A 14,794-nucleotide genomic window follows, 5' to 3' on the forward strand; every position below is an offset into this window, starting at 1 on the left:
TTCCATCCGAGGAAAGGGATCCGGAAATTGCAGCCGCTCGCCTGTCGCACCTGTGACGCTCGCGTATCCGTCGCGAAGTACAGCCCCGCTCACACGAGCATCCAATGGACCGCCGGGGCCTCCCGAACCTGCCAGGAGATGGTCGCGGCGGGGACCGTCGGCCGCGGCGGCTATCTGCTGCGCTGTGCAGCGCTCGACCGCACGGTCGACGACGCCGTGGCCCGGGGCGAGATCGCCATGACCACGCGCACCGAGCCGGCCGTCGCGCCCCTCGCGTCGCCGGAGATCCCCACTTCCCGCCGGTGACCACAGACCGCACACCCCGTGCCCGTTCGAGTACCTACACATCACTGGAGACGCCCATGACCGTCGAGCAGGAGCGGATCGAAATCCGCAATATCGATACCGGAGCCAATCCGACGCGTTTCGCGCGGGGCTGGCACTGCATCGGGTTGGCCAAGAACTTCCGTGACGGCACGCCGCACCAGGTCAAGGTGTTCGGCACCGAGGTCGTGGTGTTCGCCGACTCTGCCGGCGAGATCCACGTGCTCGACGCCTACTGCAGGCACATGGGCGGCAATCTCGCGCGTGGCGAGATCAAGGGCGACACGATCGCCTGCCCGTTCCACGACTGGCGGTGGAACGGCAAGGGCCGATGCGAGTCGGTTCCCTACGCGCGCCGCACGCCCAAGGTCGCCCGCACCCGGGCCTGGACCACGATGGAACGCAACGGCGTGCTGCTGGTGTGGCACTGCCCCCAGGATTCGCAACCGCCCGCGGAACTGGCGATCCCGGAGATCGAGGGCTACGACGACGGGCTGTGGAGCGATTGGACCTGGACGACGATCCACGTCGAGGGTTCACACTGCCGTGAGATCGTCGACAACGTCGTCGACATGGCGCACTTCTTCTACGTGCACTACCAGATGCCCGAATACTTCAAGAACGTCTTCGACGGTCACATCGCCGGACAGCACATGCGCTCCTACGGCCGCGACGACATCAAGACCGGTGTGCAGATGGATCTTCCGGAGGCGCAGACCATTTCGGACGCGTTCTACTACGGTCCTTCCTTCATGCTCGACACGATCCACACCGTCGCCGAGGGCGCCACCGTCGAATCCAAGCTCATCAACTGCCATTATCCGGTGACCTCGAACTCCTTCGTCCTCCAGTTCGGCACGATTGTCAAGAAGATCGACGGGATGACCGAGGAACAGACCGCGGAGATGGCCACACTGTTCACCGATGGTCTCGAAGAGCAGTTCACGCAGGACATCGAGATCTGGAAACACAAGACCCGCATCGAGAACCCGCTGCTCACCGAAGAGGACGGGCCCGTCTACCAGCTCCGCCGCTGGTACAGCCAGTTCTACGTCGATCTCGAGGACGTCACTCCGGAGATGACCCAACGCTTCGAATTCGAGGTCGACACCTCTCGCGCGTTGGAGTCCTGGCACAGGGAGGTCGCGGAGAACCTCTCAGCCTCCGGCGAGTGAGCTCGTTTCCCGCTCCGCCCCGATCGGGGCGGAGCGGGGTCGCATGCCGTCGACGAACACCGAGATCACGGTCCGGGCGAGGTCGGACAGGGTGTACTCGGGGGACGGCCGGAACCAGCGCGAGGCATGCCAGACCGCGTCGTAGACGAGTTCACGGAAGACCTCCGGATCGATGTCCGCGCGGAGATCCCCCGCCGCGACGCCGTCGCTGATGGCATCACGCCAGGCGATCTCCATCATGTCCGCGGTGGCCGCCATATCGGCCTCCACCACACGTTCACGCATGTATTCGCCTTCGCGGCGCCAGATCGAGGTGGCACCGTGGTAGTCCTCGCTGGTCGCCAGCGCGATCTCGGCGAGCGCCTCGAGCCGCTGCACGGGCGGCAGATTCCGCGCCAGCACCTGCTTGCACCGGTTCGACAGATCCTCGATGTACTCGCGGATGAGCTCCGTGACGATCGCTTCCTTGGACGGGAAGTAGTGATAGAGCGCGCCCGAATACACCCCTACCGCATCGGCGATCTCACGGATGGTCGTCGCGGAAACTCCCTTGCGAGCGAAGATCTCAGCCGAACGGTCGAGGATCAGCCTTTTGCGTTCCTGCGGGTCCACGGTCTTTCCCCTGTCGGATTCGGCGCGGTCGGATACGGGCGCGGCGTGCCTGGGAGCTGAATTGTGCCACATCCATTGATCAAGTGGTCAATGGGCTTCGAAATGAGGATGTCACTGGCGGATTCGATCGCATCACCGGCCACACCCCGGCAGTCGACGGCGGGCCGTCGCTCCTGCGCCGACCCGGGCGCATCATCCCGCTCGTCGCCCAGAGCCGTCCCCGCCGAGACTCTGCCAGATCACGTGCGCCGCGGATCGCACCGCCCCGGCCAAAGTCACGCTGTCCACGTGGTCAACCGGGCCGGTTACCGAGACCGCGCCCACACAGGTGCGGCCGTTGCCGATGGCAGCGGCCACACACGCGACGCCCGCGACACACTCCTCGCGTTCGTAGGCCACGCGCTGCTGACGGATCCGGGCGATCTCATGGCGCGGCAGCGCAGGGATACCCGTCGACCTCGGCGCCCCGTCGGCCGAGCCGTCGACCGCCGGACCGCTCCGGGAATGCGCGACGAGCGCCTTGCCCAACGCGGTCCGCAGAGCCGGCTGCCGCCCTCCGATGCGAGAAGGAATCGGGACCCGACCATAGCCGACCTTGTCGAGGTAACGCACGTCATTGCCGTCGAGCACGGCCAAGTGAACGATCAAACCGCTCGTCGCGTGCAGTTCGTGCAGGACCGGATGGGCAGCTCGGTGCAAGCTGTCGTGTTGCTGTGCGAGAGCGCCCCATTCGAACATCCTGCGGCTCAGCGCGTAGGCCTGACCGTTCCTACTGACCCACTCCAGTTCGACGAGCCGGGAAAGCAACCGGTGCGTCGAGGACCGAGGCAATCCGGTCCGGCCCGCCAACTGGGACAGGGTCATCTCGCCGCCGTCACGCAACTCGTCGAGTAGAGCCGCGACGCGGTCGATGACGGCCGGGGAGAAGTCGTCGCCGTTCTTCACGGAAACCTCCATCGGTGAGCAGGCCGGCGGGGCCTGGAAGAGCAGGTCATAGATCAATCGATCAATCACTGACCGAGCCGACGACAGCAGGAGCACAGCGCCGGCGAGAAGCGATGTCGCGACCTGCGCCTCGGGCGAGCTCGGAGGCCAACGAATCGACGGCCGAGGCGAGGTCGCGGACGGCGCCGTCCAGCTTTCGCCCGGCCGGACCGCTCAGCGACAGCGCGGCGATCTCATCTCGCCCCGCCTCGAAGCCGACGGTCAGACAGCGCACCTGCCCGCCCGAACCACCCGGCACGACACACTCCCGCAGGACCGGCCCGCGCCCCGCGCGCACCGCGAGCAGGGCGGCACCCTCGACAGCGCCCTGGGCACGACGGCGCTGCCCGGGCCGGGTGCGCAACGCCGCCGCCGCCCAGCGTCCACCGATCTGCTCCAGGACCAGCAGCTCGTCACCCTCGAGGACGATCAGACGAACAGCCATCCCGGTGCGTTTGTGCAACCGGTACATGAGCGGGGCGGCAGCTCGGTAGATCCGGTCGTGAGCGCGCGCCTCGGAGCCGAGCTCGACCATCTTCGGACCGAGGTGATAACTGGTGCCGTTGCGGCGCAGCCAACCGACATCGACCAGCTGCGACAGCATCCGGTGGGCCGAAGAACGGGGGAAGCCCGCGCGCTCGGCAAGCTCGGTGAGCGTCAAGCCATCGCGTTCGCGGAAAGGTTCGAGAAGCAGGAGAACCCGCCCCATGACGGTCTGAGATCGATCGGCTACAGCGGTCACGTGCACTCCAGAAACACAACGGATAGTCATTGATTGATCAGACAATCAATGAACTGACCATACCCTAGCCGCGGGGTCGCTGTGAAGGGAATCACTGCCGGTGAGCGAGGGCGCTCCGGAGATCGGCGACACGGAAGAAGCACCGCGGCTACCGCCGCGGTGCTTCTTCCGACATGCGCCCAGCGCCGCGGGCGAGGATCAGCCTGCCTGCGGAACGAACGCCTTCAACGGCTCCGAACCCGACTGGTCGTGGCCCCAGTACGCGTCCGCGGTGATTTCCTCGGAGGTGTAGTAGCGCTCGTCCACGAGCATGCCGTCGGTGCCGAACTCCAGATCCCAGCCGCCGGGGGCGCGGACATAGAACGAGATCATCTTGTCGTTGGTGTGCCTGCCCAGCGTCGAGGAGATCGAGAACTTCTGCCGGTTCACGCGATCCAAGGCCTGGCCGACCGCGTCGAGGGTGTCGACCTCGGTCATCAGATGCACCAGGCCGGGCTCGTCCGTCGGCGGGGCCGGGCACAGCGCGAGACTGTGATGGCGCTGGTTGATACCGAGGAAGCGCACCCGGTTCAGGCCCTCTTCGTCCAGGCGGATCGACCCGCGGGGCAGGAAGCCCAGCACCCGGGTGTAGAACGCGTACGACTCGGCGAACTTCGCCGAGGGCAGCACCACGTGGCCGAGACCGTGCGCACCGGTCACCCATCGCCCAGCGTATGGAGTCACCAGCGGACTGTGGTCGAGAACCGGTCCGAAGAACGCCTCGAGGCGAGTTCCGGCCGGATCGTCGAACGCGATGGCCTGCTCGACGTCCAGATAGCCGCATTCCGTGCGCGAGAGCACCTCGACAGCGCGTCCGGACTTCTCCACCGCCTCACGCACCCGCTGGAGCGCGAATTCGTCGCGGACCTCCCAACCGACGGCCAGCGCCCGGTCGGAATCACCGGGCAGCACCGCGATGCGAGCGCGGCGTTCGTCGACGCGGGCGTAGAGCGCCTCCGGGTCGGGGCCGGAGCCCACGGCCATGCCGAGGCCGTCGATGAGCAGTTCACGCCAACGCGGCACGTCCCGGCTCTGGACCCGGAGATAGCCGAGGCCACGCAATTCGGTGACAGGAGGTTCGGTCTCGGGAAGTTCGGGCACAGCGGATTCAGGCATTGTTCTCTTCCTCGAAGTTCTCTTCCACGAAAAATGAAGCGGCGTCAGATCATCGCGCGGTACGGACCCTGCGGGTCACCGCCGAGCTGCGTGAGAGCGGCAGAGTGGTAGATCGTGCCCGGCACGTGGATGGCGTGTGTCAGGCCGACATGGGCGTCGCGCCAGAACCGCTGCATCGGCGTCTTCAGGTGCGCCGCCGCGCCGCCGGCCCGGGCGAAGACCTCGTCCATCGCACGCACCGCGCGCCATGCCGCCGAAATCTGGGTGCGCCGACCGATGGCGCGTTCCTCGAATTCGATCTCCTCGCCACGGTCGACCCTGTCCCAGAACCGATCGACCGTGTCGAGCAGCGTCACGCGGGACGCGGCGATTTCCGCCGCCGCCTCGCTGAGGGCGAACAGGACATAGGGATCCTCCCTGATGGGAACGCCGGTGACCTGGACGCGCTCTTTCTGCGCCGCGATGTAGCAAGCCAACGCGCCCTCGGTCATACCGATCAGCGACGAGGTGATGCCCAGCGGGAAGAGGTAAGAGAACGGGAAGCGGTACAGCGTCTCGTCACGACCCGCGTGCCGCCAGCCGTTGCCGCTGAGCACGATCTCGGCGTCGATCGTGCGATGTTCCGGCAGAAAGGCGTCCTTGACGACCAGATCCTTGGAACCGGTACCGCGCAGACCGATCACATTCCAGCTGTCGTGATCGATCTCGTAATCCGAACGCGGGAGCACCACGTGCAGCACCTGGCCGGTGCGGTTGCCGTCCTTGTCACCGACGGCGGCGCCGATCATGACCCAGCCACAGTGGTCGGTGCCGGAGGAGAACGACCACCGGCCGTTGAGGATGTAGCCGCCCTCCACGGGGACGGCCACGCCCATCGGCGCGTACGGCGAGGCCATCCACATGTCGTTGTCCTCGCCCCAGATCTCCTCCTGCGCCTTGGGATCGAAGAAGGCCAGTTCCCAGGGATGCACGCCCACGATGCCCGCCACCCAGCCCGCCGCGCCGTCGAGCGCGCCGAGAGCCATGATCGTTTCGGCGGCCTCGCGGGGATGGCCTTCCAAGCCGCCGTACTCTGCCGGCTGGAACATCCGCACGATGCCCGAGTCACGCAGGTGCCTGGCGGTCGCGTCGGGAAGCCGCATCAGCGACTCGCCTTCGGCGGCTCCGGCGCGGATCTCCTCCGCGTGCCGCATGATGTTGTCCAATACGTGGCCCATGGTGTCTCTCCTGGAATTCGGCCCCGTCGACGAGGGACGGAAACTGCTCGGCCCCGCGCACCGCGCGGGTGTGATGCGACAAACACTCCCAGCGCGAATGTGATCGCACACCCCGCTTTCCGTTGAGCGGAACCCTCGAGGTCCGGACGGGCCGGTACCGGTAGAACGGGAAACGGCCCCGCCGAAGCGGGGCCCGCACTCTCCGGAAAGGACCGTTATGACCGACACCGCAGACCTGGTGGCCGACCTGCTCGACCGGGTGCGGGCCCTCGAGGACAAAGCCGCCGTCCACGACGTCCTCACCGCCTACGGTCCCGCCGTCGACGCCGGTGACGCCGAGGCCGTGGGCCGGTTGTGGGCCGAGGACGCCGTGTACGACATCGACATCCGGGTGATGCGGGGACGCGAGGCGATCACCGAGATGGTCCGCACCGCACCGCACCAGGACTACATCCACGAGGGATGCGGGCACCTACTCGACCCCGTCCACATCCGTGTGGACGGCGACACCGCGCTGGCGACCTGCCATTCGCTGTTGCTGCGCCACAACGACGACGAGGATTCGTTCCGGGTGTGGCGAGTGAGCGCCAACCGTTTCGAACTCGCCCGCATCGACGGGACGTGGCTCATCACGCGCCGCACGGCCCGGCTGCTCGACGGCAGCGCGGCCGCGCGCGACCTGCTCGGCCGAGCCGCCGGCTGACCCCACCGAGCGCCGGCTGATCCGGCCGCCCCCGCCCAGCCGCCGGCCGAGCCCGCACGATCCGGCCCGGCCTTCTGCTGATCCGGCCGGGCCGATGCCGGCGACTCGTGGTGCCGGTGTCGTCCCCGCAGAGCACCCGCCAGGTCAGTGCAGACTGCCTTCGTGGAGCGCGCGGTCGAACGGCGTCAACGGTGCGCCGGTGCGCAGGGTCGTCGCCAGAGCGGGGTCGGCCAGGTGCAGGCGCCCGATCGCGATCAGGTCGAACTCGCCGGACTCGATCCGGCGTTCGACCTCGCCGATGTTGTCGACCACCTCGGCGGCGCCCTCGGCACGACTGTCGCGCATCGATGTCCCGAGACCGACACTGCCCACCGCCATCGCGTGCGCGCCGGTGAGCTTCTTGGCCCAGCCTGCCAGCGACAGGTCGCTGCCCTCGAACACGGGCAGGTCGAAGCGCCGGATACTCGCGTCGAACACATCGACACCGGCGTCGGCGAGCGGCCCGAGGAGCGCCTGCAACTCGTCGGGGGTCTCGGCGATGCGAGCGGTGTAGTCCTGCTGCTTGTGCTGGGAGAAGCGGAAGAACAGGGGCAGGTCCTCGCCGACCGCGGCCCGGATGGACCGGACCACCTCCGCGGGGAAACGGCTGCGCGCCAGGCCGTCTCCGCCCCACCGGTCGTCGCGGGTGTTGGTGTCGCGCCACAGGAACGAATCCAGCAGATAGCCGTGACCTCCGTGCAGTGCGATGCCGTCGAAACCGAGGTCGGCCGCGGCGACCGCGGCGCGGACGAAGGCCTCGATGATCTCGGCGATGTCGTCCTCGGTCATCGGCCGGGTGGGTCGCGCGGCACGCGCGACGTACTCGTCGGAATAGGAGGTGACACCGGCGGTGCCCCACCGTCCGGACGGCCGCATCGGCGTGATCGCCGCGTCGACCTCGCTCATCGCGCCCCAGAGCGGCCCGACGTGCCACAGCTGCGGAACGATCCGCCCGCCCGCCGCGTGCACCTGCTCCACCACGGCCCGCCACCCGGCCAGCGCGTCCGCGCCGTACATGCGGGGCACCCGCGGGTTGTCGACGGCACCGGGATGGTCGATGCCGACGCCCTCGGTGACGATCAGCCCGGTGCCGCCCTCGGCCCGGCGGCGGTAGTAGTGCGCGACATCGGCTCCGGGGACTCCGCCCGGAGACGCCGACCGGGTCATCGCGGACATGACGATCCGGTTCGGGAGTCGCAGCGAGCGGATGCTCAGCGGCTCGAAGAGCGCGGCGTGGTGATCGGTCGTCCTGGTCCTCGTGGTCGTCATGGTCACAGGGCTTTCGTGAAGCGGAAGAAATCCGGCGGGGCGTCGACCCGCAGACGGGTGAGCTTGCGGTAGCTGATCAGCCACTGTCCGTCCACCTTGCGGTATTCCTCGTGATAGTGGCCGTACCCGTGCAGGTGCATTTCCCGCTCGCCGTCGGACCACCAGAGCAGGTCCTCCATCGCCCAGACACCGCGGGCGGTGGTGGCCGAGAGCAGCTCGATCTCCGGGGTGTGCCCGTGATGCACGGTGGTCACCGGAACCGGTCCGTCGAGCAGGGTACGAATCGTGTCGGCCAAGATGTGGTTGCCGACCACACGGTTCGCGGCGCCGCCGCTTCGGGGTTGTTTGTCGTCGGGCAGCCCGCCCCAGGTCTCGCTGACGACGTCCTCGGTGTGCAACTGGGCGTACCGGTGCCATTGCTTGGTGTCCATATACCGCAGGCGGGCGGCGAAAACGCGCTTGATCTGCTCGGTGGCCAGCGCCGCGTCGGCCGCCGAGAGGCCGAGCGGCAGGGAATTCGTCGTGTGATCCGTCATGGGAGAACCTCTCTAGGCGCTGAGCAGATTCGCGGGCGTGCCGATGCCGAACTCGCCCCGGAAGAAGATCATCGGCGGCGCCTGGGTGAGGGTCTCCAGTTCGAGCACCCGCCCGATCACCACGTCGTGATCGCCGGCCGCGTGCACCTCGTGCACCTCTGCGTGCAACCGCATGAGCACGCCGGGCAGCGATGGTGTCGACCACGTCGAGATCTCGCACTCGAGGTCGTCGAACTTGCGGCCGTCGCGCGAGCCGAATCGCGTGCACAGGTCGGTCTGCTCCGCGTTGAGCACATTGACGGTGAATCGTCCGGCCGCGCGGATCCGCGGCCAGGAGCGTCCCCGGTGATCGGCGCAGAAGAGAACGAGTGGCGGGTCGAGCGAGACCGACGCGAAGGACTGGCACGCGAACCCGATCGGGCCCTGCTCGTCCATCCCGGTCACCACTGTCACCCCGCTGGCGAACTGGCCCAATGCGCTGCGCATCTCGGCCGGTGACACCGACTCCATGGTCATCCGACCTACCTCCGATTCGTTGTGGTCGAGACCTGCCTTGACAGCTGCGAGCGTATGGCCGCCCGGGCATCGTTCCCAGCCTGCTCTCGCTCAGTGGAAGCCGCGGCCGGGCCGGGAATGGGGAGGATCAACCGTCTCGCTCAACGGAAGCCGTGCTGTGGCGCGTGCCGCTGTCCTGGCACGCTCTCGCTCATGAGCACCGAGGTGAGCCATGAGCACTGCCGCAGAGAACTCGCCACGCGACCGGGAGTGCTGCGCTGTCACGGGGCGGGCGAGGTCCTCCGCTGTTGCTGCTGCACGGATCCGGGCCGGGAGTGACCGGATGGCGCACTTCCCGCGGGGTGCTCGCCGATCTCGCCGCGCACTTCCGATGCCTGGTGCTCGAATTCCCCGGCTTCGGTGTGCGCCGTGAACCCGGTGCGCGCTGACCCGTCGGTGACGACAAAGGAGATGCCTGTGACAGCGACCCCCTCCGCCGACACGACCGCATGCCGGTACGCCGGCACGTTTCTCGGCAGCCGCACCGTGTCCTACAGCGAGCGCGACGCTATCCTCTACGCGCTCGCGGTCGGCGCGCGGGCGAGCGAACTCGACCTCGTCTTCGAAGACCGGCTCCGGGTGTTGCCGACCTTCGCCCTGACCCTGGCGCAGTGGGCGCCCGACACTCTCGGCTCCCTGGGGGCGTTCGATACGCGGACCGCGATGCACGGCGCACAGCAGCTCGCCGTCGCGGCACCGCTGCCGCGCAGCGGCGAGGTGACGATGTCGGCGTCGGTCGGCCGGGTGTGGGACAAGGGCACCGCAGCGATCTTCGAGATAGTCGTGCGCAGCGAGTACTTCGTCGCCACCTGGTCGCTGTTCGCCCCGGGGGCGGGCGGCTTCGGTGGTGACCGCGGACCGACCGGGCCCGCAGGCCCCGCAGGCGATCCGGCCATCGACGGTGTTCTGACCACCACGGAGAATCAGGCGGCGCTGTACCGGCTGACCGGCGACCGGCACCACATCCACATCGATCCCCAGGCGGCGGCACGGATCGGGCAGCCGCGCCCGATCATGCACGGCCTGTGCACGCTGGGCGCGGCAGCGCTGGAGGTGGCGCGACTGACGGGTGTGCATCCGGCGGATCTGAACAGTCTCGCGGGCCGGTTCGCCGCCGTCATCCATCCCGGCGAGCGCGCGCGGATCGCGATCTACGGCACGGCTCCCCAGGTCTCGTTCGAACTGATCAAGGACGGCGCGCCGGTCGTCTCGGGTGGACGGGCCGGGTTCGCCGACGCGGAAGGGCAGCAGCCGCGATGAAGACAACGACAGACATGACCACCACCGAGGCGCCCGCACCGATCGAGACGCCCGCTTCCGCGGCCTCGCCGCGGAGTTCGCGTGCGGTGCTGGTGACCGTCGCGGCAGTGGTGGAGGAAACCGCGGACGCCCGGTCGCTGGTGTTCGACATCCCCGCCGACCGCCGCGCCGAGTTCGGCTACCGTCCGGGGCAATTCCTGACCCTGCGGATTCCGAGCGATCGGACGGGTTCGGTCGCCCGGTGCTACTCGCTGGCGAGTTCCCCGTTCACCGGCGAGCCACCGAAGGTGACCGTCAAGCGCACCCGCGACGGCTACGCCTCGAATTGGCTGTGCGACAACGTGACCGCAGGCGACACGATCGAGGTCCTGCCGCCGTCGGGGGTCTTCACGCCCGCCGACCTGGACGACGATCTGCTGCTGTTCGCCGCGGGCAGCGGCATCACCCCGGTGATCTCGATCCTGAAATCGGCGCTGGCACACGGCTCCGGGAAGGTGCGCCTCGTCTACGCCAACCGGGACGAGAAGTCGGTCATCTTCGCCCACGAACTCCGGGAACTGTCCGCCGCCCACAGCGACCGGCTGTCGGTGATGCACTGGCTGGAAACGGTGCAGGGCCTGCCGACCGCCGCGCAACTGGCTGCCCTGACCGCGGCCCATCGGGACCACGCGGTGTACATGTGCGGCCCGAAACCGTTCATGGACACCGTCCACGACGCGGCCGCGCACTCGGGTATTCCGCGCGAGCGGGTGCACGCCGAAACCTTCACCTCCCTCTCCGGTGATCCCTTCACCGACGTGGCACTCCCCGAAGCCGACGCGGATGCCGCCGACGCCGCGACCGTCTCGGTCACCCTCGACGGCGTCGCGCGGGAGTTCCGCTGGCCGCGCTCGGCGACTCTGGTCGACGTCCTGCTGTCCAAGGGCGTGAACGTGCCGTTCTCCTGCCGCGAGGGCGAATGCGGTTCCTGCGCGGCCACATTGACGCAGGGCGAGGTCGACATGGGCAACGCCTCGGTTCTCGACGAGCAGGACATCGCCGACGGCTACATCCTGGCCTGCCAGGCCCGGCCGATCAGCGAGAACCTCGGCGTCGAGTTCTGATCCGCCGAGCCCACTGTCGGCGACGTCGGGGCCTAGGTCGGGATCGTCGCCTGCTCGGCCCCGCGGCGCGCCCGCGCGTGCCAGCGACCACGGGTCCGTGTGACGTCGATGGGGTGCTCGAACGCGCGGGTGATCGTGTCGGCGGTGACCGCGTCCTCGACCGCGCCCGCGGCGACGGCCCTGCCGTCGGCGAGGATCAGGGCGTGGCTCGTCGTCTCGGGCAGGTCCTCGAGGTGGTGGGTGACCAGGATGGAGGCCAGATCCGGCGCGGTGCGCGATAGTGCGTCGATGGTCTCGAGAAGTTGTTCGCGGGCGGCGACGTCGAGACCGGTGGTCGGCTCGTCGAGCAACAGCAGCCGGGGTTCGGCGACGAGCGCGCGGGCGATCAGTACCCGGCCGCGCTCGCCCTGGGACAGGTTCGGCCACAGCGCTTCCCGTCGTGCGGTCAAACCGACCTCGTCGACGAGCATCGTGGCCCTGTCGATCTGCTCGGCGGTCGGCTGCCACCGCATCGGGGTCTCGATGGTGCCGGTGATCCCGGTCAGCACGATCGTCAGCACCGACAGCGGCGAGCGCAGCGGATGACGCGGGTCGACGTGCCCGATGTCGCGCCGCAGCTGCTGCATGTCGACCCGGCCGAGGCGGCGGCCGAGCACGTCGACCGTGCCGGAGGTGGGATGGGTCCGGGCGCCGCAGAAGCCGAGGATGGTGGACTTGCCTGCGCCGTTGGGGCCGAGTAGCGCCCAGTGCTCGCCCGCCCGGACGGTGAGGTCGACGCCGTGCAGGATCTGCCTGCCGTCACGACGGAAGGTCACCCCGCGCAGTTCGAGGACGGTCGCGCTCACGCCAGTCCGTCCTTCAGCGACGCCAGATGGGTGCGGCAACGTTGCGCGGCGGCGGCTTCGTCATGATCGGCGACGGCGTCGAGCAGCAGGGCGTGTGCGTCGTGGTCGGCTTCGCTGCCGAATTCGGTGCGGATGCGCAGCATCTCGATCATGGCTTGGCGCACACGCGGGGTGAAGCCGTCGAACAGTTCCACCAGGATGGGATTGTGGGCGGCGACGACGATGCTGCGATGGAAGGCGGTATCGGCGTCGACGTGCTCCTCGATACTGGAACGGCGTTCCGCCCGGCCTGCCAGCGCGCGGCGCATCGCGCGCAGGTCGGCGGGGGTACGGCGCTGGGCGGCGAGGGCGGCGGCTTCGGTCTCGATGGCGATGCGGGCCTCGATGACGGCGATGATGTCGGCGCGGCGCAGCACGGTGTCCCAGTCCTCGCGGACATCGAGCGCGTTCACGAACACTCCCGCGCCTTGGCGGGAGGCGAGCACCCCGCGCCCGGCGAGTTGCCTGATCGCCTCACGCACCGTCGAGCGGCCGACCCCGAGCTGTGTGGCCAGCGTCGTCTCCCCCGGCAGCCGCGCGCCCAGGTTCCACTCGCCGGATCTGATCCTCTGTAGCAGAAGATCGGCGGCCTGATCCGCCATCGATGCTCGTCGCACCTGCGTCATCTCACATCATTCCTCTACTTGTCTGCGGAGTTGTGCTAGATTCTAGCGCGTGCTCGCGCATCGCTCCCTTCTCCTCCTTCGCCGCCACGGCGGGGTCTAGCCGGACCGGCTCCCGCCGTGGGGCTGTCGTCCGCGCCGGTCACCCCTTGCGAAGAAGAAGGACTCGTCATGACCGACACGTCGTATCCCACCATCGTCACACCCAGCGGGCCTGTCCCGGCACACGCCGCACATTGGAACCGCCAACGCCGATCGCAGATGCCCTCGCACCGCTACCGTGACGTCTACTCCCGGGTGGATGTCGCACTCGCCGAACGCGATTGGCCCGGCCGCAAGCTGACCGAAGCCCCGCTGTGGGTGCCGGTGGATCTGCGCGACGGCAACCAGGCGCTCGCCGAGCCGATGGACCCCGCCCGCAAGCGCAGGTTCTTCGAACTCATGGTGGCCATGGGCTACAAGGAGATCGAGGTCGGCTATCCGTCCGCGTCGCAGACCGACTACGACTTCGTGCGACTGATCGCCGAGAGCGATCTTGCTCCCGAGGACGTCACGATCGTCGTGTTCACCCCCGCCCGCCGCGATCTGATCGAGCGCACCGTCGCCTCGATCGAGGGCATCACCAACGACATCATCATCCACATGTACACCGCGACGGCCCCCGTCTGGCGGGACGTGGTACTCGGGCACGGACGCGCCGAACTCGCGGATGTGATCCTGACCGGCGGCCGCGACGTGCTCGACTGCGCCGGCGATCTGCCGAATGTGCGCTTCGAGTTCTCTCCCGAGGTCTTCAACCTGACCGAACCGGACTACGTCCTGGACATCTGCGACGCGATGACCGATCTCTGGGCCGCGACCCCGGACCGGCCGGTGATCCTCAACCTTCCCGCCACCGTCGAAGTCGCCACCCCGAATGTGTACGCCGATCAGATCGAGTACATGCACAAGAACCTCGCCCGCCGCGACGCGGTGATCCTGTCGGTGCACCCGCACAACGACCGCGGTACCGGCGTCGCCTGCGCCGAACTCGCGGTCCTGGCCGGGGCACAGCGTGTCGAAGGCTGCCTGTTCGGCAACGGCGAACGCACCGGCAATGTCGACCTGGTCGTCCTCGCGCTGAACCTGCACGCCCAGGGGGTGGACCCGATGATCGATTTCTCCGACATCGACGAGATCCGCCGCACCGTCGAACACTGCAACCGGATCGAGGTCCACCCCCGCCACCCCTACGTCGGCGATTACGTGCACACCGCGTTCAGCGGCACCCACCAGGACGCGATCAAGAAGGGCTTCGCCGAGCACGCGGCCCGCGCCGCGGCCGAGGGCCGCCCCGAACACGAACTGGCATGGCAGGTCCCTTATCTGCCGATCGACCCCGCCGACATCGGCCGCACCTACGATGCGGTGATCCGGGTGAACTCGCAATCCGGCAAGGGCGGCATCGCCTACCTGCTGGCTCGCGACTACGGCATCGAGATGCCCCGTCGCCTGCAGATCGAGTTCGCCCGAATCGTCCAGGCGCACACCGACACCACCGGCCGGGAAGTCACCTCGGCCGAGCTGTACGAGATCTTCCAGCGCGCGTATCTCACGCAGGAAGCCGGAACCGG

15 protein-coding genes and 2 pseudogenes are annotated in these 14,794 nt (G+C 68.4%); 7 read left to right on the forward strand and 10 right to left on the reverse strand.

Going from position 1 to position 14,794, the window contains the following annotated elements; all coding sequences use genetic code 11:
• Positions 1 to 138: 138 nt before the first annotated feature.
• A complete protein-coding gene (locus IU449_RS28975) occupies positions 139 to 306 on the forward strand; it encodes a hypothetical protein (RefSeq protein ID WP_228803891.1) in 168 nt (55 codons plus the stop codon).
• Between the two features lie 56 nt (positions 307 to 362).
• Positions 363 to 1,499: a Rieske 2Fe-2S domain-containing protein gene (locus IU449_RS10615; RefSeq protein WP_195001656.1), complete on the forward strand. Its 1,137-nt coding sequence runs from the start codon at positions 363 to 365 to the stop codon at positions 1,497 to 1,499.
• On the opposite strand, the gene IU449_RS10620 is transcribed toward IU449_RS10615, so the two are convergent.
• The 5 genes from IU449_RS10620 to IU449_RS10640 form a co-directional block, all read right to left on the reverse strand.
• Complete coding sequence (locus tag IU449_RS10620; RefSeq protein WP_195001657.1) at positions 1,482 to 2,111, reverse strand: TetR/AcrR family transcriptional regulator; 630 nt, start codon at positions 2,109 to 2,111, stop codon at positions 1,482 to 1,484. The genes IU449_RS10615 and IU449_RS10620 overlap by 18 nt on opposite strands.
• Positions 2,112 to 2,303: 192 nt before the next feature.
• Entirely contained in the window at positions 2,304 to 3,056 is a 753-nt protein-coding gene (locus IU449_RS10625) for an IclR family transcriptional regulator (RefSeq protein WP_416382159.1), read from the reverse strand.
• Between the two features lie 61 nt (positions 3,057 to 3,117).
• Complete coding sequence (locus IU449_RS10630) at positions 3,118 to 3,867, reverse strand: IclR family transcriptional regulator (RefSeq protein ID WP_324188170.1); 750 nt, start codon at positions 3,865 to 3,867, stop codon at positions 3,118 to 3,120.
• Between the two features lie 168 nt (positions 3,868 to 4,035).
• Complete coding sequence (gene bphC / locus IU449_RS10635) at positions 4,036 to 4,992, reverse strand: biphenyl-2,3-diol 1,2-dioxygenase (protein ID WP_195001659.1); 957 nt, start codon at positions 4,990 to 4,992, stop codon at positions 4,036 to 4,038.
• A gap of 44 nt (positions 4,993 to 5,036) precedes the next feature.
• Positions 5,037 to 6,209: an acyl-CoA dehydrogenase family protein gene (locus IU449_RS10640; RefSeq protein ID WP_195001660.1), complete on the reverse strand. Its 1,173-nt coding sequence runs from the start codon at positions 6,207 to 6,209 to the stop codon at positions 5,037 to 5,039.
• Positions 6,210 to 6,426: 217 nt separating this feature from the next.
• Between IU449_RS10640 and IU449_RS10645 the strand changes: the two genes are divergently transcribed.
• Positions 6,427 to 6,912, forward strand: a complete 486-nt coding sequence (locus IU449_RS10645) for a nuclear transport factor 2 family protein (RefSeq protein WP_195001661.1) — start codon at positions 6,427 to 6,429, stop codon at positions 6,910 to 6,912.
• 144 nt (positions 6,913 to 7,056) lie between these two features.
• Here IU449_RS10645 and IU449_RS10650 read toward each other — a convergent pair whose 3' ends face one another.
• From IU449_RS10650 to IU449_RS10660, 3 genes are read right to left on the reverse strand one after another with little or no spacing between them, the layout of a single operon-like run.
• Positions 7,057 to 8,220 (reverse strand): 12-oxophytodienoate reductase, encoded by a 1,164-nt coding sequence (locus IU449_RS10650; protein ID WP_195001662.1) that lies wholly within the window; start codon positions 8,218 to 8,220, stop codon positions 7,057 to 7,059.
• Between the two features lie 2 nt (positions 8,221 to 8,222).
• Entirely contained in the window at positions 8,223 to 8,756 is a 534-nt protein-coding gene (locus tag IU449_RS10655; RefSeq protein ID WP_195001663.1) for a nuclear transport factor 2 family protein, read from the reverse strand.
• Positions 8,757 to 8,768: 12 nt separating this feature from the next.
• Complete coding sequence (locus IU449_RS10660) at positions 8,769 to 9,272, reverse strand: flavin reductase family protein (RefSeq protein WP_195001664.1); 504 nt, start codon at positions 9,270 to 9,272, stop codon at positions 8,769 to 8,771.
• A 192-nt stretch (positions 9,273 to 9,464) separates the two neighbouring features.
• Here IU449_RS10660 and IU449_RS10665 point away from each other — a divergent pair.
• From IU449_RS10665 to IU449_RS10675, 3 genes and pseudogenes are all read left to right on the forward strand, one after another.
• Positions 9,465 to 9,691: pseudogene (locus IU449_RS10665) on the forward strand (alpha/beta fold hydrolase); the annotation flags it as partial.
• 31 nt (positions 9,692 to 9,722) lie between these two features.
• A complete protein-coding gene (locus IU449_RS10670) occupies positions 9,723 to 10,571 on the forward strand; it encodes a MaoC/PaaZ C-terminal domain-containing protein (RefSeq protein ID WP_195001665.1) in 849 nt (282 codons plus the stop codon).
• 14 nt (positions 10,572 to 10,585) lie between these two features.
• Entirely contained in the window at positions 10,586 to 11,674 is a 1,089-nt protein-coding gene (locus IU449_RS10675; RefSeq protein WP_195002478.1) for a ferredoxin--NADP reductase, read from the forward strand.
• 32 nt (positions 11,675 to 11,706) lie between these two features.
• Here IU449_RS10675 and IU449_RS10680 read toward each other — a convergent pair whose 3' ends face one another.
• The gene (locus tag IU449_RS10680; RefSeq protein ID WP_195001666.1) at positions 11,707 to 12,519 is read right to left on the reverse strand and encodes an ABC transporter ATP-binding protein; all 813 of its coding nucleotides are present in this window, start codon (positions 12,517 to 12,519) and stop codon (positions 11,707 to 11,709) included.
• On the reverse strand, positions 12,516 to 13,184 hold the full coding sequence (locus IU449_RS10685; RefSeq protein ID WP_195001667.1) for a FadR/GntR family transcriptional regulator: 669 nt from the start codon (positions 13,182 to 13,184) through the stop codon (positions 12,516 to 12,518). The genes IU449_RS10680 and IU449_RS10685 overlap by 4 nt, the downstream gene beginning before the upstream one ends.
• Before the next feature lie 258 nt (positions 13,185 to 13,442).
• Here IU449_RS10685 and IU449_RS10690 point away from each other — a divergent pair.
• A pseudogene (locus tag IU449_RS10690) lies at positions 13,443 to 14,774 on the forward strand (2-isopropylmalate synthase); the annotation flags it as partial.
• Positions 14,775 to 14,794 lie beyond the last annotated feature (20 nt).

Origin of the sequence: Nocardia higoensis, assembly GCF_015477835.1 — a bacterium.
GTDB classification, from domain to species: domain Bacteria; phylum Actinomycetota; class Actinomycetes; order Mycobacteriales; family Mycobacteriaceae; genus Nocardia; species Nocardia higoensis_A.